Annotated in this window: 27 protein-coding genes; 4 read left to right on the plus strand and 23 right to left on the minus strand. The window is 59.8% G+C overall.

All coding sequences use genetic code 11. The features are described from left to right. Positions 1-8 precede the first annotated feature (8 nt). Positions 9-1,463 (minus strand): D-alanyl-D-alanine carboxypeptidase, encoded by a 1,455-nt coding sequence (locus JJ917_13110; GenBank protein MBO6699763.1) that lies wholly within the window; start codon positions 1,461-1,463, stop codon positions 9-11. A gap of 302 nt (positions 1,464-1,765) precedes the next feature. Between JJ917_13110 and JJ917_13115 the strand changes: the two genes are divergently transcribed. Both JJ917_13115 and JJ917_13120 read left to right on the plus strand, forming a co-directional pair. Beyond that, positions 1,766-2,830: a TAXI family TRAP transporter solute-binding subunit gene (locus tag JJ917_13115; GenBank protein MBO6699764.1), complete on the plus strand. Its 1,065-nt coding sequence runs from the start codon at positions 1,766-1,768 to the stop codon at positions 2,828-2,830. Positions 2,831-2,922: 92 nt separating this feature from the next. Further along, a complete protein-coding gene (locus JJ917_13120; protein ID MBO6699765.1) occupies positions 2,923-5,052 on the plus strand; it encodes a TRAP transporter fused permease subunit in 2,130 nt (709 codons plus the stop codon). Between the two features lie 4 nt (positions 5,053-5,056). On the opposite strand, the gene JJ917_13125 is transcribed toward JJ917_13120, so the two are convergent. Next, positions 5,057-5,707 (minus strand): hypothetical protein, encoded by a 651-nt coding sequence (locus tag JJ917_13125; protein MBO6699766.1) that lies wholly within the window; start codon positions 5,705-5,707, stop codon positions 5,057-5,059. An 88-nt stretch (positions 5,708-5,795) separates the two neighbouring features. On the opposite strand from JJ917_13125, the gene JJ917_13130 reads away from it, so the two are divergent. Then, positions 5,796-6,962, plus strand: coding sequence for an amidohydrolase (locus tag JJ917_13130; GenBank protein ID MBO6699767.1), 1,167 nt, complete (start codon positions 5,796-5,798; stop codon positions 6,960-6,962). A 113-nt stretch (positions 6,963-7,075) separates the two neighbouring features. Here JJ917_13130 and JJ917_13135 read toward each other — a convergent pair whose 3' ends face one another. Continuing rightward, the gene (locus tag JJ917_13135) at positions 7,076-7,921 is read right to left on the minus strand and encodes a MipA/OmpV family protein (GenBank protein MBO6699768.1); all 846 of its coding nucleotides are present in this window, start codon (positions 7,919-7,921) and stop codon (positions 7,076-7,078) included. Between the two features lie 325 nt (positions 7,922-8,246). On the opposite strand from JJ917_13135, the gene JJ917_13140 reads away from it, so the two are divergent. Next, positions 8,247-9,032: a sulfite exporter TauE/SafE family protein gene (locus JJ917_13140; protein MBO6699769.1), complete on the plus strand. Its 786-nt coding sequence runs from the start codon at positions 8,247-8,249 to the stop codon at positions 9,030-9,032. Positions 9,033-9,133: 101 nt separating this feature from the next. Here JJ917_13140 and JJ917_13145 read toward each other — a convergent pair whose 3' ends face one another. The 20 genes from JJ917_13145 to uraH all read right to left on the minus strand — a co-directional run bounded on the left by JJ917_13145 (position 9,134) and on the right by uraH (position 21,647). After that, on the minus strand, positions 9,134-9,382 hold the full coding sequence (locus tag JJ917_13145) for a hypothetical protein (protein MBO6699770.1): 249 nt from the start codon (positions 9,380-9,382) through the stop codon (positions 9,134-9,136). An 84-nt stretch (positions 9,383-9,466) separates the two neighbouring features. Further along, complete coding sequence (locus JJ917_13150; GenBank protein MBO6699771.1) at positions 9,467-9,745, minus strand: hypothetical protein; 279 nt, start codon at positions 9,743-9,745, stop codon at positions 9,467-9,469. Between the two features lie 418 nt (positions 9,746-10,163). Next, on the minus strand, positions 10,164-10,784 hold the full coding sequence (gene ureG, locus JJ917_13155) for an urease accessory protein UreG (protein MBO6699772.1): 621 nt from the start codon (positions 10,782-10,784) through the stop codon (positions 10,164-10,166). Further along, positions 10,781-11,425, minus strand: coding sequence for an urease accessory protein UreF (locus JJ917_13160; protein MBO6699773.1), 645 nt, complete (start codon positions 11,423-11,425; stop codon positions 10,781-10,783). The genes ureG and JJ917_13160 overlap by 4 nt, the downstream gene beginning before the upstream one ends. Then, positions 11,422-11,889 (minus strand): hypothetical protein, encoded by a 468-nt coding sequence (locus tag JJ917_13165; GenBank protein ID MBO6699774.1) that lies wholly within the window; start codon positions 11,887-11,889, stop codon positions 11,422-11,424. Before JJ917_13165 ends, JJ917_13160 begins: the two co-directional genes overlap by 4 nt. Next, positions 11,882-12,352: an urease accessory protein UreE gene (locus JJ917_13170; protein MBO6699775.1), complete on the minus strand. Its 471-nt coding sequence runs from the start codon at positions 12,350-12,352 to the stop codon at positions 11,882-11,884. Before JJ917_13170 ends, JJ917_13165 begins: the two co-directional genes overlap by 8 nt. A 95-nt stretch (positions 12,353-12,447) precedes the next feature. Further along, positions 12,448-12,921 (minus strand): SRPBCC domain-containing protein, encoded by a 474-nt coding sequence (locus tag JJ917_13175; GenBank protein ID MBO6699776.1) that lies wholly within the window; start codon positions 12,919-12,921, stop codon positions 12,448-12,450. Beyond that, a complete protein-coding gene (locus JJ917_13180; GenBank protein ID MBO6699777.1) occupies positions 12,918-13,286 on the minus strand; it encodes a winged helix-turn-helix transcriptional regulator in 369 nt (122 codons plus the stop codon). Before JJ917_13180 ends, JJ917_13175 begins: the two co-directional genes overlap by 4 nt. A gap of 202 nt (positions 13,287-13,488) precedes the next feature. After that, positions 13,489-14,892 (minus strand): hypothetical protein, encoded by a 1,404-nt coding sequence (locus JJ917_13185; protein ID MBO6699778.1) that lies wholly within the window; start codon positions 14,890-14,892, stop codon positions 13,489-13,491. Between the two features lie 9 nt (positions 14,893-14,901). Continuing rightward, complete coding sequence (ureC, locus tag JJ917_13190; GenBank protein MBO6699779.1) at positions 14,902-16,614, minus strand: urease subunit alpha; 1,713 nt, start codon at positions 16,612-16,614, stop codon at positions 14,902-14,904. A gap of 29 nt (positions 16,615-16,643) precedes the next feature. Continuing rightward, positions 16,644-17,039: a DUF1311 domain-containing protein gene (locus JJ917_13195; protein ID MBO6699780.1), complete on the minus strand. Its 396-nt coding sequence runs from the start codon at positions 17,037-17,039 to the stop codon at positions 16,644-16,646. Positions 17,040-17,041: 2 nt separating this feature from the next. Continuing rightward, positions 17,042-17,365, minus strand: coding sequence for a hypothetical protein (locus JJ917_13200; protein MBO6699781.1), 324 nt, complete (start codon positions 17,363-17,365; stop codon positions 17,042-17,044). Positions 17,366-17,484: 119 nt separating this feature from the next. Further along, on the minus strand, positions 17,485-17,790 hold the full coding sequence (locus JJ917_13205) for an urease subunit beta (GenBank protein ID MBO6699782.1): 306 nt from the start codon (positions 17,788-17,790) through the stop codon (positions 17,485-17,487). Next, on the minus strand, positions 17,777-17,983 hold the full coding sequence (locus JJ917_13210; protein MBO6699783.1) for a hypothetical protein: 207 nt from the start codon (positions 17,981-17,983) through the stop codon (positions 17,777-17,779). The genes JJ917_13205 and JJ917_13210 overlap by 14 nt, the downstream gene beginning before the upstream one ends. Next, positions 17,983-18,201, minus strand: a complete 219-nt coding sequence (locus JJ917_13215; GenBank protein ID MBO6699784.1) for a hypothetical protein — start codon at positions 18,199-18,201, stop codon at positions 17,983-17,985. The genes JJ917_13210 and JJ917_13215 overlap by 1 nt, the downstream gene beginning before the upstream one ends. A gap of 3 nt (positions 18,202-18,204) precedes the next feature. After that, the gene (locus tag JJ917_13220) at positions 18,205-18,507 is read right to left on the minus strand and encodes an urease subunit gamma (GenBank protein ID MBO6699785.1); all 303 of its coding nucleotides are present in this window, start codon (positions 18,505-18,507) and stop codon (positions 18,205-18,207) included. Between the two features lie 18 nt (positions 18,508-18,525). Beyond that, positions 18,526-19,389: an urease accessory protein UreD gene (locus tag JJ917_13225; protein ID MBO6699786.1), complete on the minus strand. Its 864-nt coding sequence runs from the start codon at positions 19,387-19,389 to the stop codon at positions 18,526-18,528. A gap of 4 nt (positions 19,390-19,393) precedes the next feature. Beyond that, a complete protein-coding gene (locus JJ917_13230) occupies positions 19,394-20,671 on the minus strand; it encodes a urate hydroxylase PuuD (GenBank protein MBO6699787.1) in 1,278 nt (425 codons plus the stop codon). Between the two features lie 69 nt (positions 20,672-20,740). Further along, positions 20,741-21,265, minus strand: coding sequence for a hypothetical protein (locus JJ917_13235; GenBank protein ID MBO6699788.1), 525 nt, complete (start codon positions 21,263-21,265; stop codon positions 20,741-20,743). Positions 21,266-21,269: 4 nt separating this feature from the next. Further along, positions 21,270-21,647, minus strand: coding sequence for a hydroxyisourate hydrolase (gene uraH, locus JJ917_13240; protein MBO6699789.1), 378 nt, complete (start codon positions 21,645-21,647; stop codon positions 21,270-21,272). Positions 21,648-21,748 lie beyond the last annotated feature (101 nt).

The following is a 21,748-nucleotide window of genomic DNA, read 5'->3' on the forward strand; positions in this document are numbered from 1 at the left end:
GGTGCGGCTTAGTTTGGACGCGGCAACGGGGAGGGCACAGGGATCGGCACGGCTTGGCCCACCGTGCCCAAAATCGCACCAGGGTTGGCGGTCGCCGCTGGTGGCGTCAGCTGCACGGCCGGGCCACCGGTGGCCGGTGCGATTTGACCAGGAAGCGCCGTTGAGGTCGCCGCTGCTGGTGCGGCGGCCGGTACCAGGGCAAGTTGACCCGACGGGGGACGGGCGATCGGATTGGGTACGAGCCAGCGCCCCGCTGGAGCGACGGCAGGGCCGGTCGCGCCGCCTAAGGCTAGGCGGATCGGCTGCGGTTCGCGGATCACCGGACCAAGCAGCGTATCGAGAACGTCGATCTCGTTTGCCCCGTCGTTCTCGCCACTGGCGGCGCCGGAATTGGGCAAAACCACAGCGCTGGCATCGCCGGAAAAAGCGCTGGCGACAGATGTCGGATTGAAGCCTGGACCGGAGGTGCCGAACTGACCTGCGATCTCTTCAAAGGTTGGGCGAACCCGTGGGCTTTGGCAGACAATCGGGCGCATGCGGGTGGCGGTGGTTTGGAACGATCCGCTGGGGCGGAACTCAGCGAGCGGCGTGCCGGCAACATCGCCAAACAGACCGCCGCCGCGCCGGAATCCTTCATCGAGCTGATGGGCCGAGGCCGCTGCGCGTTCCAGGCCCGAACGGGCGCCAAGCGTGACGGTGATCAATGTACGACCGCCGCGTCGGGCGCCGGCCACCAGGTTGAACCCGCTGTCGCAAATGTAGCCAGTCTTGAAGCCGAAGGCACCGCGATAGCGCTGCAAGAGCAGATTGTGATTGACCCAGCGGGCCTCGCCCAGACGGACCGCGCCCATGGAGTAAAAGTCGTTGCGCTCGGGATAATCGCGCATCAAAGCGAGCGTCAGCAGCGCCAGATCATAGGCCGTCGTCACCTGGCCGCGATCGGGCAGACCATGCGGGTTGGTGAAGGTCGAGCGGCTCATGCCAAGCGCGCGGGCGGCACTGTTCATCTGGTCGATAAAGGCCGGCTCAGACCCGGCGACGCTTTCAGCCAGAGCAACGGCGATATCGTTGGCGCTTTTCACCATCAGCACACGCAGCGCATTTTCCACCGTTAGCACCTGCCCGACGGCAAGGCCGGCCTTGGAGGGCGGCTGGGCGGCCGCGTTGGCGGAAATGGTCACCGGCGATTGCATGGTCACCCGACCCTGGCGGACAGCCTCAAACACCACATAGGCTGTCATCAGTTTGGTCGTGGATGCCGGATACCAAGCATCGAACGCCCGGTTGGAGGAGAGCACCCGCATCGATCCGACATCGATGGTGATGTTCGGCCCGTCATAAGGGCCAAGGCCGGAGGAGGTCTGCGCCTGGGCGAACCCGGACGACAGCAGCCCAAGGGCCAACACCATGCAGGCCAAAAACGCATAGCGGTAGGCGAAGAGCGGAAAGCGGATAGATGGCACGGTTCTTCAGCCCATTTTGGCGTTCAGGATGATGATGACATGCTTGGCGCCGATTGCTGAGCGTTTGCGCGACTCACACCGGCAGTCATCTCGTTTCTAACCGATGTGGCACGAGCAAGGCAAAAGGGAAGGTTGATCGCCGCCTTGCGGGGATTTCCAGCAAGCGATGCGTCATGGTGACTGCCTACCAGTTGGGCTTTACCTGCGTGTCCGGGCCGTACTAAGAACTACGGATAAGCGCTGGCGCCCTCCGGACACCGAGATGAGGCTAAACAATCAGCGCCCATGCGAGGGAGACTTGAATGACCAATTCCACACAATCCGCAACCAAACCGACCCGCCGTTCGGTGCTCGGTGCTGGCGCGCTTGCCGCCGCTCTGACGCTCGGCGTGGTGGGTGCTCCAGCCGGTGCACAGGCGCAGGACGCGCAGGATTATCTGCTTGCGACCGCGTCCACCGGCGGCACCTATTATCCAGTTGGCGTTGCGCTTTCCACGCTGATCAAGGTGCGTTTGCAGCCCTCCATGGGCATCAATGTCTCGGCGATCAACTCAGCAGGTTCGGGCGAAAACGTCGCGCTTCTGCGTGACAACGAAGCCCAGTTCGCCATCGTTCAAGGCCTGTTCGGCGCTTATGCCGCCACCGGCACAGGTCCGCTGGCCGATGCGGGTCCGCAGGAAAGCCTGCGCTCGATCACGATGCTGTGGCCGAATGTGGAGCATTTCATTATTCGCTCTGAACATGTCGACACCGGCACTGTGTCCGACATCGAAGCGCTTGCTGGTGAATCCATGTCCATGGGTCGCCAGAACTCCGGCACCATCGGCTCCAACCGCACGATCTTGGCCGGTCTCGGCATCGACATGGAAGAGACCTATGAACTGGTCTTTGCCGGTTATGGCCCGTCGGCGGATGCCCTGCAAAACGGTCAGATCGCCGGCATGTCAACGCCTGCCGGTGCGCCAGTTGGCGCGGTCTCTCGAGCTTTCGCCTCAATGGGCGACGACATCACGCTGCTTGAGTTCACCGATGAGCAGATGGCCGCAGCCAATGGCGATTTCGACGCGCTTTGGACGCGCTACACCATCGAAGCGGGCACCTATCCAGGTGTCGATGAGGACGTGCAGACGATCGCGCAGCCGAACTTCCTGATGGTGCGTGACGATATCGACGAGGAAACGATCTACCAGATCACCAAGACGATCTATGAGAATTTGGCGTTTCTCGGCGGTATCCACCCGGCAACGCAGGCAATGAGCCTTGACGCGGCGATTGCCGGTCTGCCGCTGCCGCTGCACCCTGGCGCGATCCGCTACTATGAAGAAGCCGGGGTCGAGATCCCCGATCGCCTTCGCCCGGATATGTAAGGGGTTGGCAGAGCATTTGACCTGCTGAACATGTCTGCCCCGCGCCACACCCATGGCGCGGGGCTTTTGCTTTGCAAAGGTGCGAGGACCATATGGCCAATCCGGACGTAAACATCGACGAAGACCACGTCGAAGATGAAACCCGCCCGCTTGATGCCGGGTTCATCGGCCTGGTGTTTTCCGGCCTGGCGCTCGCCGTTTCAATCTTCCACCTCTACGCCAACTTCATTGGCACCATGTCGACCTTCTGGCTAACCGGCATCCATTTTGCCGGGTTCGCCATGCTGGCGTCCATGCGCTACCCGATGATCCGCACCCGATCGGAAGGCGCGCGCAAGGCGGTGCTCGCCTTCGATTTGGCGTTTGGCGTCATCGTGTCGGTGGCGACGCTTTTGCTGATCGCCTCGGAAAACGCGATCTATGCGCGTGGCGTGTCGCTGGCACCGCAGGAATGGGTCTATGCGATTGTTGTTATCATCGGCGCGATTGAGCTGACCCGCCGGGCAACCGGTGTCATCATCCCGATTTTGATCATTCTTGCGCTGACCTATCCGGCCTTTTGGGGCCAGCATCTGGATGGTGTGTTCCGGTTTGCAGGACTTTCGGTTGAGACCATCGTCTTCCGCACCATCTTCACCGACGAGGGCATGTTCGGCACGATTGCCAACATCTCGGCGACTTTCGTGTTCCTGTTTATTCTGTTCGGCGCGTTTCTTGTCCGCTCTGGCGCTGGAGAGTTCATCATCGATCTGGCGCGTGCGGTTGCCGGCAAATTCATTGGCGGGCCGGGCTATGTGGCCGTCTTCTCCTCCGGCCTCACGGGCACGATCTCCGGCTCGGCGGTGGCCAACACCGTCTCCACCGGCGTCATCACAATCCCATTGATGAAGCGCTCAGGCTTCCCGCCAAGGTTTGCAGCGGGTGTCGAGGCAGCGTCGTCGACCGGCGGGCAATTGATGCCGCCGATCATGGGCGCCGGTGCGTTCGTGATGGCGAGCTACACCCAGATTCCCTATTTGGATATCGTCGCGGTGAGCTTCCTGCCAGCGATGGTCTATTTCCTCTCCGTCGGCTTCTTCGTGCGCATTGAGGCCAAGAAGCTCAACATGCAGGTGGCCGCTGACGATGCGCCCTCTGCCATGGACGTATTGAAACGGGGTGGCCCGTCGTTCCTGATCCCGGTCGTCACGCTGATCAGCCTGTTGATTTATGGTTTTACGCCGGTGTTCGCGGCCATTTGGGCGATCCTTTCGGTGATCGTTGCGAGCTGGCTCACCCCTAACAAGATGGGTCCGAAGGCTATCATCGAAGCGCTCATTTTGGGCGCGAAGAACATGATCATGACAGGCGTGCTGCTGGTCGCCGTCGGTGCGATGGTCAACGTCATCGCCATGACGGGCATCGGCAACACGTTCAGCTTGATGATCGCCGATTGGGCGGGCGGGAACCTGATGATCGCCATCGCACTCATCGCGCTCGCCTCTCTGGTTCTCGGCATGGGTTTGCCGGTGACGGCGGCCTACATCGTGCTTGCCACGCTGTCTGCGCCCGCCTTGCACGCGCTCATCCAGAATGCCCATCTGGTTTCGGCTTTGGTGGACGGCACGATCCCCGAGGTGGCGCGCATGTCGTTTATGCTCGCCGATCCATCGGTGATGCCGCTGCTGGCTGAGCCCATGGCGCCGGACGCCGCACGCGCGCTGGTGGCGTCCATGCCGCAGGAACTGCTATCGGTGGTTTATCCGCAGGTGCTCGATCCGGTGTTGATCACTACGGCGCTGCTTTCCGCCCACATGATCATCTTCTGGCTCTCTCAGGATTCCAACGTCACGCCGCCCGTTTGCCTGACCGCCTTTGCGGCGGCGGCCATCGCCAAGACGCGGCCCATGGCTACCGGCGTTATGAGCTGGAAGCTTGCTAAAGGCATCTATTTGATGCCGGTGCTCTTTGCTTACACCAACTTCTTGGGTGGCGACTTTCTGGAGTCGGTCTTCATCTTCATGGCGGCAACGCTCGGCGTCTACGCGCTCGGCGCCGCCATTGAAGGCCATATGGAATATCCGCTCAACTGGCCGCTGCGCATCCTGACGGCGGTTTCCGGCGTCGCGCTGATGTGGCCCAACACGCCGCTGCTCGAAACCGCAGGCGCGCTTGTCGTGCTCGGGATACTGGCGTGGACGATCAAGAAGGACAGAGAACGGCAAAACCTGACGCAGGTTTAGCCGATCAGTTTTTCGGTTTTTGGACTAGTCCGTCCGGTGGTTCATCCGGACTAAGTAGCGACGCCCATAACTCTCTGTCGTATGGCTTGTCCTCATTGTGCTTAATCAGGTCAATGAACAGGCTTGCCGATCGAACGGCTTCGGTCGATATCTTCTTCGGTATGATCGTATCTGAACGTTCTCGCGCGTAGTCGTACAAGCTGTCTGTCAGTGCTCGAAGCCGAGCAAGATCTAACATTCTTTGCGTTCTTTCATGCTGGTACTCAGGTTGTCCGCTTGAAAGACGTGCCTGATGGACCTGATAAAAACTAACTAGCTCGAACACTCTCGCTGATGCCTCATCGTCTATGAACTCGATGACACCTTTCAGCGTTTGAATCGCGATGTCTGGTGAAGTCACGGTTTCTTTGCTGCCAACCAAAAATTCAGCCACTTCGTGCTGGTAACTCGTCAGCTCGCTCAGCGCATCCGGCATTCTCGCGCGTGCGGCTTTACGTTTGCGAGCCACCTCAGCCATGTGGCGTCTTTGGTCTTGTCGCGCTTGGTCACGCATCACTCGAATGGTCAAAATCGCAGCACCCAGGGCGATCAATGCGCCAATGAGGGTTTGGTAGCGATGAACGAACCAATCAACGTTGCACCAGAATTCATCCATCAATACACTCTTTTAGCCTTGTGGCTGTGGATGCTAACCGCATCGCAATGGCTGCGACTACTCCTTTTCAAGAATCGCTGAGACCCCCATGCCCGTGAACAACCGCCTTGCTGCTCGCGCTGACGCCATCAAAGAGTGGCGGCGCCATCTGCATCAGAACCCTGAGATCATGTACGAAGTTCAGGAGACGGCAGCCTTTGTTGCGGAAAAACTGCGGGCTTTTGGTTGCGATGACGTCGTGGAAGGCCTGGGGCAAACCGGCGTTGTCGGCATCATCAAAGGGAATAAAGGCGATGGGCCGACCGTGGGTCTTCGCTCCGACATGGACGCGCTTCCTATTGAAGAAGAAACCGGCGTGCCGCACGCTTCCACCAAGCCTGGCATGATGCATGCCTGCGGCCATGATGGACACACGGCGATGCTGCTTGGTGCTGCTGAGCATCTCTGCGAAACGCGTGGCTTTGCCGGATCGGTGGCGGTGATTTTCCAGCCTGCCGAAGAGGGTGGCGCCGGTGCCAAGGCCATGATGGATGACGGGCTCTTTGAGCGTTTCGGCATCGAAGAAGTCTATGGCATGCACAATTATCCGGGCATCCCGGTGGGGCAGTTTGCCATGCGCGTTGGCCCCACCATGGCGGCCACGGACATTTTTCAGATTGTGGTCACCGGCGTTGGTGGCCATGCCGCCCGCCCGCACACTGGCATTGATCCGGTGGTGACGTCGGCCCAGATCATCACCATGCTGCAGACCATCGCGTCGCGGAATGCCGACCCGCTGGAAAGCATCGTCGTGTCGGTCACCACCATTCACGCTGGTGATGCAGACAATGTGATCCCTGAGCGCGTGAAGATGACCGGTACGGTGCGTACGCTGATTCCGGAGATGCGCGACCTGGCGGAAAAGCGCATCGGCGAGATCGTAGAAAGCGTCTCAGCCGCGATGGGTTGCACGGCCGTGCTTGATTATGAGCGCAATTATCCGGTGGTCGTGAACCATGAGCGCGAGACCCAGTTCGCGGCGACCATCGCTTCGAAAGTCGTTGGCGCTGATAAGGTTGATACCGCCATGGCACCGGTGATGGGCGGGGAAGATTTCGCGTTTATGCTGGAAGGGCGACCCGGTGCCTTTATCTTCACCGGCAATGGCGAGGACTCGGCCAATCTGCATTCCCCGCACTATGATTTCAACGACGACATCATCCCGCTCGGCACCAGCTATTGGGTGGAACTGGTCGAGACGCGGCTCGCCGGATAAAGAGCCGCCCGAGATGTCATCCCGGGCGAGGAACGAGACCCGGGATCGTTTTGCGACGGAGAATTGACGGTCCCGAACAGCCCTGACGGGCTTCCGGGATGACAGAGGTATGTCTAAAAGCTGAAACCGCGCGTGACCCCGAACATCACCGAGAACTGATTGGCGCTACCTGGCCCATCGACAATGGGGCTGTCGGCAGCATCGCCAAGCAACCGCTCATAGCTCAAGCGCGTGTTGGCGGCCCAGTTTTCGTTGATCGCGTAGATCGCATTGACGTTCGCGCCGACGCTCTTGAGGCCAGCCTCCGCGTTGTAGGCGCCATAGGCGCTGGTCGCGGCTTGCGCGGCGGTGATGCCAAAATAGGACTGCATATAGTCGTCATCCGCCCAGCTGGCGGTGATGCCCGGCATCAGCGTGATCTGCTGCGTTACGGGCACGAATGTGCTGAGGCCAAGATCGACGACCGCGCCGTCATGACCATCAGCGACATCCTGGCCAAAGGACGCGGTGGCAAGCGCCGGGCCCAAGCGCAGATTGACAAAACCGCCTGGCAGAATGCTGGAATCCACATCGCCGAGGCCGGCGAGCGCGACATTGTCGTCCTGATCGCGACCGAAATCGAAAGCGACGCGTGGACCGAAGCCAACGCTCCAAGCGCCGCCGGCGCTGTTGTATTGCGCAAGATTGTAGCTGAGCGCAAAGGGCGTGAAATTGAAGCCAAACACGTTGCGCGCGGTGATCACTGGCAGTGCCATCACGCGATACTCGTCCGAACCCTGATAGTCAGGCGTGAAGCCCGCACCAAGTCCCAGCCGCACTTCGGCGGGCTGGCCACCTTGGCCGAAAAAGTGCCAACCCTGCTCGACGCGGTCAAAGGGCGATTGCGCGAGGGCGGGCGTGCCCGCGAGGCTTGCCAGTGCAACGCTGGCAATCAAGGCGGGGCTCAAAGTCTTGGTCATTGGGGGGAACTCCAAGGGGTTAAGGCGATGACAGATGGCCGGCCACATCCGAGTTGCGAGGGCCCGAATCTGGCCGGTCAACTGAAACTGATTTCGTCGTTTAATACGTAGTCGTGTGGCGCTTAGTTCAGCGTTAATGTTTGGTCATCTTTTCCTGTCAAAGGCCAACGATTGGCCGGACCACATCGCTGCGCGTCTGCGCGAATGCATGACCAACATTCTGAAATAATTGCGCTTTTCAAGAAACGCCGAAGGGCGGGCTTGCGCTTGCTGCACCATCCTGTCAGAGCGCATTCCGTTCAGAATGGTCAACGCCAGGTTAACGATGGAAGCCCTCGCCGGTCTTGAAAGTCTGCTGCCCGACGGCTTGTCGCTTGGCTTTGCGGCGCTCCTTATCGTGACGGCGTTTTTTACCGCTACGCTGACGGCGGCCTTTGGCATAGGCGGCGGTGTGGCGCTGCTTGCGGTGATGGCGTCAATCGTTCCGGTGACCGTGCTGATCCCCGTCCATGGGGTGGTTCAGCTTGGCGCCAACACAGGGCGGGCGCTGGTTCAGCTGCGCCAGGTCGTCTGGCCGATGCTCGGCATTTTCACCGTTGGCGCGCTGATCGGTGCTTTGATCGGCGGGCAGCTCGTGGTCACGCTGCCCGAAACGTTGCTCAAAACCTTTGTCGGCCTGTTCGTGCTCTTCACGCTTTGGGCACCGAAGGTGAAAGGCTCCAAGGGTGGGCCGTTGGGACTGGCGATTGGCGGCGTTTTCGCCACGATCCTCACCATGTTCGTCGGCGCGACCGGACCATTCGTTGCCGCGCTGCTCGCGCCGCGGCTCGATGATCGCAAACATTACGCTGGAACCCACGCGGCTGCCATGGTCATGCAGCACGGACTGAAAGTCGTGGTGTTCGGCTTTTTGGGATTTGCCTTCGGCGCCTGGGTGCCGGTGATGGTCGCCATGGTCGCGGCCGGCTTCTTGGGCACCTTGCTTGGGACCAGGCTGCTGCACGCGCTGCCGGAAGCAGTGTTCCGCACCGCCTTCAAATGGGTGCTGACGCTGCTTGCAATCCAGTTGATCGCATCGGCAGCCTGGGCTTGGCTCGGCCAGGCGTCGTGACAACGAGAATTGGCAGAAGCCTGCCAGGGAACAGGTTTCTGCCATCGAGTGCCGATCCAAGGTGCGTGGGGCTGGTGAGGGCGGATCGGCAGAAAGAGATTTCAGGTGCCAGACGCGCGATAGCGTGCATCCTCTTGCTTGGCCCGATCGGAAACATCGATCAGCTTGTCGGCCAATCGCGGGTTCGGCCGATGGGTATCCAGGTCAAAGGCAAGATCGGCAGGGCCGGCTTGTGCATGACGGGTTCCAGGCTTGGACGCGGTGCCTTGCTCAGTAGCCAGAGACATTGTCGAAAAGGATAGCAAGCCGGCAAGAGCCGCGCTTGCGGCCAAGAGTGGTTTGGAAATCATGGGTTTCGTCCTTCCGCTATCATCGGTCGGACACACGCCTGGCGGGGAGGGAGGAGGCCCCGCCAGGCGCAGTCGTTTGTCGCGTTAGTTGAGGACGCGAACGGCTTTCAACGTGTTGTCCTGGCCGATGTCGATGCGAACTTTGTCGCCAACCGATGCGCGTGCTGGGAAGGCGAAGTACTCAACCGACTGGTCAAGCGTCTGACCGGTGGAGAGGTTGATCGTGCCAGCGTTGCGGTCGAGCGAAACGATGTTGGCGTCGAAGTCGTACAGGCCATCGTTCTCATTGCTTCCAGCAAAGGCCGGAGAAGCAACGCCAAAAGCAACGGCGAGAGCGGCAGTGGTAAGAGCAAACTTTTTCATGTTTTATTCCTTAGTTTTAGTGAAGAGACCTACGTCTTTTCTTGGTTTTGATGAAGAGACGCTGTGTCTCGTTCGATGAGTTGAAGTTATTCAGAGTTGGAAAATTCACAACAGGGGTGGCTGTCACATGGCGTCACGCGGGCGTGAGGTGACTGCGACCGGCTGGTGAAGGGCGCGTTATTACGCCGTCGCCTGCCGGATTGAAAGCCAGCGTTTTCAGGCTTCCAGTCACTGGCAGGTTCACACGACGTGCGTGATCAGCTGCGTGTGAGGCAGCTTCTTGCCGATGCATTTTTCTGCAAAAGACGGATGTTTTCTTGGTTAGACCGGCACCCGAGCCATGCTCCGGGCCGCCGAGGTCGCGCGCCCGTGAACGGTTTGACGCACTGGGTGCGCTTTCTACGGGAATCGATCGTTCTTAGGCTGCCTGAAGGCCGCCAGTCTCGGTCAGAAAATCGACGATCTCCGTGACGCCCTGTCCTGATTTCAAGTCGGTGAACACGAAAGGACGTCCAGCGCGAGCCTTTTCCGCGTCGGATTGCATGGTGTCGAGATTGGCGCCGACATAGGGCGCAAGGTCGGCCTTGTTGATGATCAGCATATCGGAGCGCGTGATCGCAGGCCCGCCTTTGCGCGGAATGTCCTCTCCTTGGCAGACCGAGATGACATAGAGCGACAGATCGGCAAGGTCCGGCGAGAAGGTGGCGGCGAGATTGTCGCCGCCGGACTCGATCAGCACCACGTCCAGATCCGGGTGACGGTCTGTGAGCCGCTCGATGGCGCGCAGATTGATGGACGCGTCCTCGCGGATGGCTGTATGCGGGCAACCGCCGGTTTCCACCCCCATGATCCGGTCGGACGTCAGCGCCTGCATACGCACAAGCGCATCGGCGTCCTCCTTAGTGTAGATGTCGTTGGTCACGACGCCGACCGAATGGGTATCGCGCAGCGCCAAACAAAGCGCTGCTGTGAGCGTGGTCTTGCCGGAGCCGACGGGACCACCGATGCCGATGCGCAAGGGTCCGTTGGAAAGGGTCATGAAAGGAACAGCCTTGGTTCTAGGGTTTCGTGGCGGGCACTGACAATGTCGGCGAGGAACGCCGACCCGCCCAAATCATCCAGCGATGCCCTTTCAGCCTCGGCCGCCACATTGAGCACCACCGGTTCCAAGCTGGCCAGTAGACGCGCGGCGCTCGTTTGCCCAATCAGGGAAAGCCGGATGGCCGCTTGCAGCTGATTGGAGACAAGCGTCTGCAACGTGGCGGTGAGCGTCTCGCTCAAGGGGATGCTCGCCTGGGCGCAGACGGTTCCAAGCGCGACGGGCAGGGGTGTCTCACGATCCATCTGGTGGGGTGCCCAGGCGCTGGCGGCGTCTAGAAAAGCCGCGCCTTGATCGAGGGTCTCGCGATGGCGCTCGGCGGATGGCGCGAGCGACGCTGCCAACGCGCTGAGCGCCTCGATGCCTTCGTGCTGCCGATGGGCTACAGCAATCAGCACGGCCTCGTTCCAGAAGCTGCCGCGAGCGAGCAGAGTCTCCAACCAGCTTTGCAAGCCTGTCTCATCGCGCACCAGGTCGTCGGCGACCGCCTGCTCCAACCCTGCGGAATAGGCAAAGCCGCCGGTGGGGAAAACCGGCGAGAGCCACGCCATCAGGCGGACAAGATGAGTGCTGACGCTCATGGGAGCTCTTCAAGCTCGGCTGTTATGGCACCGGTCGCCTGATTGAGCGTCACGAGCAAGACCATAGGCAAGGTGCCGCCGGTCTTGGGGTCATAGGCACCCGATTGAATGGCGAAGCTTAGGCCGATGGCCGGATCATAATCAGAGATCATCGCCTCCAAAGTGAGACCGGTGAAACCAAGGTTGCCGTCCGCCGAGATGACGCGGCACTGGCGCCCGCCCAGCTCATCGAAGGGTGGGGAAAAGATGATGAGATGATAGGCGCCAGCGGCGGGCTCGATGACATCGGTCACGGCAAGGCGCACATCGCCATTGGCGAAGGTGCGCGTGTTCTGCGGCGCATCCCATGGCTCGACCAGGGCTTGGGCCGAGGCGCGCCAGTCGCATTCTTCCACCGTTTGGGCCGACGCCGGCGAGGCGAGACACGCAAGCGCCGATAGCGCAAGAAGCGTGGTTCTAATCATGGGCGTCCTCGTGATGGTGGTGATGGCCTTGATGCGCGCCGCCATAGGCCCCGCCCTCCGGATCGAAGGGGGCTTCGATTTCGGTGACGGTCGCTCCCAAGCCTTCCAACATTTCTTTGATGACGTGGTCGGCGCGGATGCGGATGCGGCTGTCCGTTACATCGGCGGCCAGATGGCGGTTGCCGATCTGCCAAGCCAGCGTCAGCAGGTGGCGCGTGTTGCGGCCGGTGACCTCGTAAAGCGCTTCGGGGACGGCGCGCACTTCGATTACGCGTCCGTCGGAGAGTCTCAGCCCCTCGCCATGTTTCAGAAGCCGCGCTTCGGGCAGGTCGAGTAGAAATTCGACGCCGCCATCCGACACCATCTTCATGCGCCTGCGATGGCGGTCAGTCTCATCCAGCGTGATCGTGTCAGCTGGGTGATGGGTGTGATTGAGTATGGTGGAACAGGTTGGGACAGACATGGGGAGAGGACCAGCGATGCGTGTTTGATGCACCGTCACCCAATCATGATCCCGTGTCTATCCGTTGGTCGCCTGAGTTTTAGGCAATTGGGTTTCTAGGCTGCCTCCGCCTGGGCGGCGGATTTGTACGCCTCTTCAAACACACCAACCCAGCCATTGTTGTAGCTTTCGCGCGCATCCGCAGCGCCGTCACCCATGCGTTCCCAATGGGTGTGGGTGAGTTTCACCTCTGTCCCGGAACCGGCGGGTGTGAAATGGACATCAACCAGGGTGGAATTCTCTTCCGGTGTGCCGATGTGCCATGCCAGTTGCAGATGTTCGCCGGGCTGGAACACTTTCACTGAGCCCCAATTGTGCACGGTGCCGTCGTGCCCGATTTCGGTGAGGCTACCGCCTTCTTTCAGTTCCAGTCTGATGGCCTGGGCGGGCTTGCCATCCATGGCGGAGACGGAGTTGACGCCAAGCGGCCACCATTTGGTGATGTCGCGGGTGAAGATGGCAAAGGCGGTATCCGGCGAGCAGGGCACGCTGATGGTTTTTTCGATGGGGGCGATCTGAGGTTCGCTCATGATGGTTCGTCCTGGTTGGATGGGTCGGTTTGCTTCTCGACTTCGGCTGCAAAGGCAGCCAGGACATCGCCCCAGACGCTGTCGAGATAGGCGCGCAGCGGCGCGAGCCCTTGCGGATCGACGGCGTAGAGGCGGCTTGTGCCCTTCGGCGTGGCCGTCACAAGGCCCGCATCGGCGAGCACTTTGAGGTGTTGGGAAACCGCGGGCCGCGAAATCGGGCGACCGCTGGCAATGGTGGTGACGGTTTTCGGTCCGGTGCGCAGCGCTTCAAAGATGTCGCGGCGGGTGTCATCCGCCAGCGCGGCAAAGACCTGGGACGGAGGCAGGGCAGATTGATCAGTTGCGAGATTTGTTTCGTAAGTCATAACTTACGGTAAGCGTATGCTTACGGAAAGTCAAGGCGTGTTAGGAATCTGGGTTAGCTAGGAAGCCGATACCGCTGTTGAACGTCATCTTCTTCTGTCGGCGGTATCGACCCTCTTCATCCAGCCTGATCGTGTCAGCGGGGTGATGGGTCGTACGATCGAGAATGGTAGAAACGGCGGCCAGCAAGTGTCGGTTTGAAAATCATGTCTCGAATTTGTCGATGGTTCCGAAGACGATTTTGCTGCGTTCATTGCTCATTGGCATATCAATCATCGTGTCTCGCGACTTTTTTGCCTCCGTGCGCATCTGGTTCATGAACTCACGCCGGTCTTCGTAAACAAATGCTTCGCCGTGCATCTTCCCAACACGACGCAGGGTTCGCTTGAAGTTTGGCGCATAGTAGCCAAGGCTTGCGTTTACGTAGGGTCCGAGCTCGACAACGGTTCTTGTAAGGGTTGCAACACCTTCATCGGGAATAACTTGCTGGATGTCACTCAACCACTCGACATAGTTATCCTCTTGCATGCCCTCCAGAACTTTGAGCACGGGGTCCGTCAGCGTACCTATCACTATTTCGCCGGTGGAACGCGACAGCCCAAAGACGGAAGACAATACGGCATTGTAGCGGGCGCTTGCGTCCAGCAAAGCGTCATGCGTTGCCTGGTTGGCTTCGTTGAAATAGGCGTCCCTCGCATTCAAAAACTCGATCCGGGCATCATGCTCTTCGCGACCGGGAGTCAGGAAAGGTCTGGCCACGGCGTTGCCGTCTGACAGATCGATTTTCATTGTGTTCCAAGGCATCGCTGGCATGTCCAGGGGGCCTTGTTCAGCAATAAATTTCTCGGATGCTGTGTTTGTCGGTAGGTTGCGATTAAGCGCCCATAAGAACAGTGCGTTGAGCCGCGTGTTGACATGGACGGACGCTTGCTCATGCATCGAAAGAATGCCTGCAAAATTGAAGTGATAAACTTCGTTGGCAAAGTTCATCGATTCTAGGTGAGCAATCTCGCGATCATCTGGATCATTGATTGCTCCACACACTTCTTGGCTAACGTCTTCCCATTGTGTCCTTGCGGCAGTCGGATTCGCCTCAAAAAGTGTAATGAAACCGTTGCAAATCCTCTTAAACAGTTCGTGTGGTAAGGCATCGAACCAATACAGGTGTTCAGGGGCTTTTCTCACCAAAAGGACCAACCGGTAAAAGCCCTGGCTAACGTCGTAAGGCGGCCATTTGTGGAAGTTGTTGTTGCGGTCCAAACGCTGTGACAGGGCTTCCAAATCGCGAATGGTGTTCGGATCGTTTGCCAAACTGGCGTGACTTTTGACACCGCCATTGGCCATTGCTTTCGGCATTTCTGAAGGACGCGTTCTGCACAGCACTTTGACGTGCTCAAACTCGATCAGTGTTTCCAAAAGAGAGTCTGTGCCGGGGCGGCGAATTCCCTCAAGTGCTTGGCGGCTCTGAACAATGTAGCCGTCGTTGATGTAGGCCGGCTGGCCGAAGAGCAAATTGTCAAGCAGGGTCTGATTGAAATCCAGCGCACCGCGGCGCCCCGTCCATGGGTAGCGCGTCACGACATCGTCAAGATTGCCTAGGTAGAGCACGGCCTTTCCTCAAAACATAAAGTACCTTTGCGCCATGGGTAGCACATCTGCTGGCTCGCAGGTGAGCAGTTCGCCGTCGGCGCGGACCTCATAGGTTTCCGGGTCCACCTCCACATCCGGCGTGGCGCTGTTGTGCACCATACTCGCTTTGCTGATGCCGCCGCGGGTGTTCTGGCAGGCGACCATGCTTTTTTCGACGCCGAGCGACTCTTGCAGGCCCGCATCCAACGCTGCCTGGCTGACAAAGGTCACCGATGCATTGGTGATCGCCTTGCCGAACGCGCCGAACATCGGGCGCATGTGCACCGGCTGGGGTGTCGGGATGGACGCATTGGGGTCGCCCATCGGTGCGGCAGCAATCGATCCGCCGACCAGCACCATGTCAGGCTTCACGCCAAAGAACGCCGTGTTCCACAGCACAAGATCGGCGCGTTTGCCCACTTCAACGGAGCCGATTTCCTTCGACAGACCATGCGCGATGGCCGGGTTGATCGTGTATTTGGCGATGTAGCGGCGCACACGCACATTATCGTTGTCGCCGGTTTCATCGGGCAGCGCGCCGCGCTGGCGCTTCATCTTGTCGGCGGTCTGCCAGGTGCGGATCAGCACCTCGCCCACACGGCCCATCGCCTGTGAATCCGAGGCAATGATCGAGAACGCGCCCATATCGTGCAGAATGTCTTCGGCAGCAATCGTCTCTTTGCGGATGCGCGACTCGGCAAAGGCGATATCCTCGGGGATGCGCGAATCTAGGTGATGGCAGACCATCAGCATATCCAGGTGCTCGGCCACCGTGTTCACGGTGTAGGGACGCGTCGGGTTGGTGGAGGAGGGCAAGATATTGTCCAGCCCGCAGACCTTGATGATGTCCGGCGCGTGGCCACCGCCGGCCCCCTCGGTGTGGAAGGCGTGGATGGTTCGGCCTGCGATGGCGTCGATGGTCGATTCCACAAAGCCTGACTCGTTCAGCGTGTCGGTGTGGATCATTACCTGCACGTCATATTCATCGGCGACCGACAGGCAACAATCGATAGCCGCAGGCGTCGTGCCCCAGTCCTCGTGCAGTTTCAGCGCGCAGGCTCCGCCCAAAATCATCTCTTCCAGCGCGGCAGGCTGGGATGCGTTGCCTTTGCCCGAAAGCCCGATGTTCATCGGAAACGCATCAAAGCTTTGGATCATGCGGCCGATGTGCCATGGCCCCGGCGTGCAGGTGGTGGCCAGCGTGCCATGGGCCGGACCCGTGCCGCCGCCAAGCATCGTGGTGAGGCCCGACATCAGGGCTTCGTCGATCTGCTGCGGGCAGATGAAGTGGATGTGCGCGTCGAACCCGCCGGCGGTCAGGATTTTGCCTTCACCGGCGATCGCTTCGGTGCCAGGGCCTATGACGATGTCCACATTTGGCTGCGTGTCCGGGTTGCCCGCCTTGCCGATGGAATGAATGCGCCCGTCTTTCAGGCCAACATCGGCTTTGTAGATGCCGGTGTGATCGACGATCAGTGCGTTGGTGATCACCGTGTCCACCGCACCGCCCGCGCGCGTCACCTGGCTCTGGCCCATACCGTCGCGGATGACTTTGCCGCCGCCGAATTTCACCTCCTCGCCATAGGTGGTGAGGTCACGTTCCACCTCGATGAACAGCTCAGTGTCAGCCAGGCGCACCTTGTCGCCAGTGGTCGGGCCGTACATGCCGGCATAGTCGGCGCGGGAAAGGGTGGCGGGCATGGGGGGCTCCTTGGGACGGAATCGAAACTCTACGGCTGCATCAACAGGTCGCGCAGCTGCGCGGTGCGTTGGCGGGTCGTGTGGGCAAGGCAGGAAAAGCGGATCAGCGGTTGGATTGAACCGCCTTCGTATAAGGCAGCTTCGGCGTTGCAATGGGCATCGCGGAACGGAATCCAAAGGCGCTGGGCGTCCAGAATGGCCTGCCACGTACTGCTGTCGCGGCGCGCATCGCGCAGATCGGACCAGACGGCGTTCAGCTCTTCGTCTGCGGCCTGGTAATCTTCACCAGCGCAGACATTCATCGCCATCTGGGTCTGTGGCGCCTTGCAGTCAAAATCGGCCTGCGCTTTTGCCGGGCGCGTCGGTGCGCCCAGGAAAAGCGGAACCAACAAAAGCGGTGTTATGAGCCGGGCGATTTTGCGCATCATTACCCCACCAGGCCGGGAATGCGCGGGCCGCGTTTGGTGAGGCGGCGGGCGTTGGCGCCGGTCTTTTTCTGCATCGGCTTCACCGCTTCGAGCATGATCGACGCTGGGCTCTCGCCGCGCATCAACGCGCGCGCCGCGCCAGCCGTGCCTTTGGCCAGCGCCACCTGTTTTTCGCGCACCATCATTTGGTTTTCCAGGTCCGAATGATTCCAGAAACCGGCTGCGCCCATGGTGCGCATGGCGATGACCGATTGGGCCTCGAAGCCCATGCGCCAGAGCGCGAAATTGAGGTCCATCACGGCGCTGGCGCTGGCTTTTTTCATGCTGTCTTGATGCCTTTGTTGGTCTTGTTCTTGGACTTGGTTTTGGAAGGCGCGCATCGGCGCGTTGCCAGGCCTGCGGCCTTGGCGGGTTCTGCGCCTGAAAAGGGCAAGTGAGGGGATCAAAGCGCCCCCATAACGTCTTTGCGGAAGCCATAGACTTGGCGCTTGCCCGACAGCGGCACGAGCGTCACGTCACGCGCTTGTCCGGGTTCAAAGCGCACGGCTGTCCCGGCAGCAATGTCCAGGCGCATGCCGCGCGCGGCGTCGCGATCAAATGAAAGTGCCGGATTGGTCTCAAAGAAATGATAGTGCGAACCGACCTGCACCGGGCGGTCGCCCGTGTTGGCCACTTTGAGTGTGACGGCGTCGGCGCCCTGGTTGAGGGTGATGTCGCCTGTGGCTGTGATCACTTCACCGGGGATCATGGTCGCCGCCCTTTCTCTTGGCTTTGGCAGCGCGCAGCGCGACAAGGGTGAGCCCACCCATAACCACCAGAACCGCCAATGCGATCAGCGCTGTCCAATCGGTATGCGGATGATGGTGCGGCGCGCCCGTATCATGGGCGAAACTTGTGGCCGGCAGCGCCAAAGCGACGGCGGAAAAAAGAAGCTGTTTCATCAGTCACGGTCCTTGTTGAGCAATGGGGGTGTCGCGCGCGGGCGTGTCGTGCTGGTGGAGGAGAACGAGTCTGCGTCGATCTCATCGGGCGGCAGGGTTCGCCGCCAAGGCCGACCGGTCAGAACTTTGAAGCCGATCACGCTCATCACAACCACCAGCGCAACGCCGATGGCCAGCAAATCGAAACTCGCCAGAGGGTGGAAGTTGGAAAGGTTCATTGGCTAGCGGATCGGCTCGTGTACGGTGACGAGCTTGGTGCCGTCGGGGAACGTTGCTTCGACCTGCACATCGTGGATCATTTCGGCGATGCCCTCCATCACCTGATCGCGGGTGATGACATGGGCGCCAGCCTCCATAAGATCGGCTACGGCGCGGCCATCGCGGGCGCCTTCGACAACGAAATCGGTGATCAGCGCGATGGCCTCGGGGTGATTGAGTTTGACGCCGCGCTCCAGCCGTTTGCGCGCAACCATGGCGGCCATCGACACCAGAAGTTTGTCTTTTTCGCGGGGGGTGAGCTGCATGCAGAAGTCCTTAAGCGTTTAAAGCGACCAAATCTTGGGAACGGCCACTGGCCGAGCGTCGGCCGCAGGGCTCTCGCCTTCCAAGGCCAGATGGTTGATCAGTGGGATCAGCGCCTGGCGCAGCGTGTAGCCATCGGGTGCGGCGAGCCGCACGATCAGCTTGCTTGCTTCTGCCACCGTCCAACAGGAGGCTCCTCCAACGCTGCCGGATGCGTCATCGATCAAAGCGCGCGTACGATCCAGCTTTCCTTCGGCATGGTTGCCGACCAACGCCAGGGTGGCAAGCGCGGTGTGGCCGTGAAGACTGGCGTTCCTGTCTAAAATTTGGGCAATTTCACCTGAAAGTCGTACGTTTTCAGCGTGGATGAGGCGACCGTCCTGGTGAATGCGCCACGTATCGTGCCAGAGGCCGGAGCGCACCGTCTCGTTCATGGCCCGGCGTCCAAATATCACCGGCTCGACCAAGAGCAACGATGCATCGCCTTGAAGATCGGCCTCAATGGTGCGGGACAGGCTGGCCTTATCGAAGAGGATGGTCTCTTGCGGCAGCCAGTTGAGCGTGGCGCCAGCTGCAACGTCCAGCCTTACGTCTACGTTCGCGGTATCTTGATCGGCTTTGTAGACTTTTTCACAGGCTTGGGTGGTAACGGTTAGGTGCGTGTCAGCACCAGCAGAAGCCTCCCAGGTTAGATCATCGCCGCCTGTGACGCCGCCGGCTGTGTTGATGATCACCGCTTCCAGGTCGTTGCGTCCCGGATGATCGGGGACACGGATGCGCGCCGCACCTTGCTGGTAAAGCCGGTCGATGCGGGTGCGGCCGCCCGCGCGTTTGGTGCTGATGCGCCCGCTGCCTTGTGTCCTTTGAAACGCAGGCGGCGTGATGTGTTTATTCACGCGCAGCCATCTCGTCCTCGCCCGCTTGGGCACGCACGCCTTGGCGCCCGGCGCGATACCAAGCGACGATCAGCGCGCGTTCTTCATCGGTGATGCCGGAGACATTCTGCGGGGGCATGGCATGGGTGTAGCCGGCCTGCATGACGATGGTGTGGGCGTGCTGTGCAACCTGCCATTCGGTTTCCAACCGCACGCCCTTGGGGGCCCAATAGGTGTCGAACCAGGTTGGTTCCTGCGCATGACACATGGAACAGCGGCCCAGCACGATGGCTGACACCTCTTCAAAGCCCGGCGCGGCCGCGAAGCGTTCCTGGCGTGGGCTCATGGAAGTTTCGTCCTCCCACGGATCGTGGCCATTCCACATGGGCGCCATGGAAAGCACGGCGATCACCAGCATGGTGGCGGCAGCGGCGAACCAGGGCCAGACAAGCTTTTCTTTGGTTGCGTGCATGTTGTTGAAGAAGTGGCGCACGAACACGCCGACCAAAAACACCAAGGCCGCGATGATCCAATTGTATTCGCTGGCAAATGCCAGCGGATAATGGATCGACAGCATCAGAAACAGAACAGGCAGGGTGAGGTAGTTGTTGTGGGTGGAGCGCAGCTTGGCGATCTTGCCGTATTTCGCGTCCGGCACCCGGCCAGCCTTCATGTCGGTGACGACGATCTTTTGATTGGGGATGATCACCATGGCGACATTGGCGACCATGATCGTTGCCGTGAATGCGCCGAGATGGAGTAGCGCCGCGCGACCGGAGAACACCTGCGCGTAGAAAAAGCTGAACGCCACGATGATGAGAAACAGAACGCCCATCATCACCGGCGGATTATCGCCGAGCTTGGAGTTGCAAAGGCTGGAATAAAGCACCCAACCGGCGACCAGTGAGACCACCGAGATGCCGATGGCCTGCCAGGCGGCAAGGTCCATCACATGCGGGTCGATGAGAAACAGATCAGAGCCGAAATAATAGACCAGAACGAGCAAGGCGAAGCCCGAAATCCAGGTCCAATAGGCTTCCCATTTGAACCAGACCAGATGCTCGGGCAGGTTGGATGGCGCCACCATGTATTTGTTGATGTGGTAGAACCCTCCGCCATGCACTTGCCATTCTTCGCCGGAAACGCCCTCTGGCAGTGGCACATCGCGGCGCAGCCCAAGATCAAGCGCGATGAAGTAAAAGCTTGATCCGATCCAGGCGATGGCGGTGATGACATGCAGCCAGCGGACGACAAATTCCAGCCAGTCGCCGAGGACGAAGAGATCGAACATTCAAGGGGCCTTTTACGCGAAACCAAGTGGGTCGATCCTTGCAAGGATCACGCCAGAGGGAAAGGGCATTCAAAGGCTACCAAGTATGAGGTCACCATACCCAGATTGGATTGTGCCTAAGCAGACCAGCCCAAGCTCGATCACGCGTTTCCTTCGCCCCAAAACCCGGCGAGCAATGGTGATTAACTCTTCTTGCTCCTGAGCTTCTTCTTTGCTCAATCGCTCAACCTCATCCAGGTCGGATGCGGCTGCCTCCAAGGATTCGCAGACACGGTCAACCAAGTCATTCTGAGGAGTCTTGCCGTCTTTCAGTTCACGATAAATGGTGGCGTGTAGACGACACAGCCTTGAAAGATATCCAAACTGGAGACCCTGCTCGTCCAAACGAATCTTGAAGTCACTGCGATCTGGCAAGCCTCCGCTTAGGGCAAGAGCGAGTACACCAAATACCAAGATTATGAACCCGTGACGTTGGAAAAGTTCAGGGTCGCCAGTCACTATCGCCACGATCGACAACGTTCCCCATAGCAAAATGACCCAAATCATCGCACGGTCGATCAGACCTACTGTCTTCAGCTTTTCCGTAATCGACACGTCCTCAACTCCCCCGGTAGGTTGAATAGCCATAGGGCGAGAGGAGGAGTGGCACATGGTAGTGGTCGTCCTCGCTCATGCCGAAGCGGATGGGTACGTGATCGAGAAACAGCGGTTCTTCTTTCACCAATCCATTGGCGCGCAGATAGTCGCCGGCAAAGAAGATCAGCTCATACTGACCAGTTTCAAAGGCTTCTTTGGGCAGGATCGGTTCATTGGTGCGGCCATCGGCGTTGGTTACCGCTTCGGCGATCTTATGTTGGCCCTCGGCGGTCACCTTATAGAGCCAGATGCGAATGCCCTCGGCTGGCACGCCGCGTGCCGTATCGAGCACGTGTGTTGTCAGAAATCCCGCATTCCCTGTTGTCTGTTGGCTTGCCATCTTGGCCGGTCTCCTGCTTCAGTTCGATAAGGTTCATATCCGCTGATTGGGTGTGAACCTTTCGGCGAGGACTGCACGGGTTTACCGCGTTTGGCAAACCC

The sequence above is a fragment of the Hyphomicrobiales bacterium genome, from assembly GCA_017642935.1.
In the GTDB taxonomy this organism is placed as follows: domain Bacteria; phylum Pseudomonadota; class Alphaproteobacteria; order Rhizobiales; family MH13; genus MH13.

Bases quoted from the DNA above. Each gene is read 5' to 3' on its own strand.
- JJ917_13115 (MBO6699764.1), top strand. From the start codon at position 1,766: ATGACCAATTCCACACAATCCGCAACCAAACCGACCCGCCGTTCGGTG.
- JJ917_13120 (MBO6699765.1), top strand. From the start codon at position 2,923: ATGGCCAATCCGGACGTAAACATCGACGAAGACCACGTCGAAGATGAA.
- JJ917_13125 (MBO6699766.1), bottom strand. From the start codon at position 5,707: ATGGATGAATTCTGGTGCAACGTTGATTGGTTCGTTCATCGCTACCAA.
- JJ917_13130 (MBO6699767.1), top strand. From the start codon at position 5,796: ATGCCCGTGAACAACCGCCTTGCTGCTCGCGCTGACGCCATCAAAGAG.
- JJ917_13135 (MBO6699768.1), bottom strand. From the start codon at position 7,921: ATGACCAAGACTTTGAGCCCCGCCTTGATTGCCAGCGTTGCACTGGCA.
- JJ917_13140 (MBO6699769.1), top strand. From the start codon at position 8,247: ATGGAAGCCCTCGCCGGTCTTGAAAGTCTGCTGCCCGACGGCTTGTCG.
- JJ917_13145 (MBO6699770.1), bottom strand. From the start codon at position 9,382: ATGATTTCCAAACCACTCTTGGCCGCAAGCGCGGCTCTTGCCGGCTTG.
- JJ917_13150 (MBO6699771.1), bottom strand. From the start codon at position 9,745: ATGAAAAAGTTTGCTCTTACCACTGCCGCTCTCGCCGTTGCTTTTGGC.
- ureG (MBO6699772.1), bottom strand. From the start codon at position 10,784: ATGACCCTTTCCAACGGACCCTTGCGCATCGGCATCGGTGGTCCCGTC.
- JJ917_13160 (MBO6699773.1), bottom strand. From the start codon at position 11,425: ATGAGCGTCAGCACTCATCTTGTCCGCCTGATGGCGTGGCTCTCGCCG.
- JJ917_13165 (MBO6699774.1), bottom strand. From the start codon at position 11,889: ATGATTAGAACCACGCTTCTTGCGCTATCGGCGCTTGCGTGTCTCGCC.
- JJ917_13170 (MBO6699775.1), bottom strand. From the start codon at position 12,352: ATGTCTGTCCCAACCTGTTCCACCATACTCAATCACACCCATCACCCA.
- JJ917_13175 (MBO6699776.1), bottom strand. From the start codon at position 12,921: ATGAGCGAACCTCAGATCGCCCCCATCGAAAAAACCATCAGCGTGCCC.
- JJ917_13180 (MBO6699777.1), bottom strand. From the start codon at position 13,286: ATGACTTACGAAACAAATCTCGCAACTGATCAATCTGCCCTGCCTCCG.
- ureC (MBO6699779.1), bottom strand. From the start codon at position 16,614: ATGCCCGCCACCCTTTCCCGCGCCGACTATGCCGGCATGTACGGCCCG.
- JJ917_13195 (MBO6699780.1), bottom strand. From the start codon at position 17,039: ATGCGCAAAATCGCCCGGCTCATAACACCGCTTTTGTTGGTTCCGCTT.
- JJ917_13200 (MBO6699781.1), bottom strand. From the start codon at position 17,365: ATGAAAAAAGCCAGCGCCAGCGCCGTGATGGACCTCAATTTCGCGCTC.
- JJ917_13205 (MBO6699782.1), bottom strand. From the start codon at position 17,790: ATGATCCCCGGTGAAGTGATCACAGCCACAGGCGACATCACCCTCAAC.
- JJ917_13210 (MBO6699783.1), bottom strand. From the start codon at position 17,983: ATGAAACAGCTTCTTTTTTCCGCCGTCGCTTTGGCGCTGCCGGCCACA.
- JJ917_13215 (MBO6699784.1), bottom strand. From the start codon at position 18,201: ATGAACCTTTCCAACTTCCACCCTCTGGCGAGTTTCGATTTGCTGGCC.
- JJ917_13220 (MBO6699785.1), bottom strand. From the start codon at position 18,507: ATGCAGCTCACCCCCCGCGAAAAAGACAAACTTCTGGTGTCGATGGCC.
- JJ917_13230 (MBO6699787.1), bottom strand. From the start codon at position 20,671: ATGTTCGATCTCTTCGTCCTCGGCGACTGGCTGGAATTTGTCGTCCGC.
- uraH (MBO6699789.1), bottom strand. From the start codon at position 21,647: ATGGCAAGCCAACAGACAACAGGGAATGCGGGATTTCTGACAACACAC.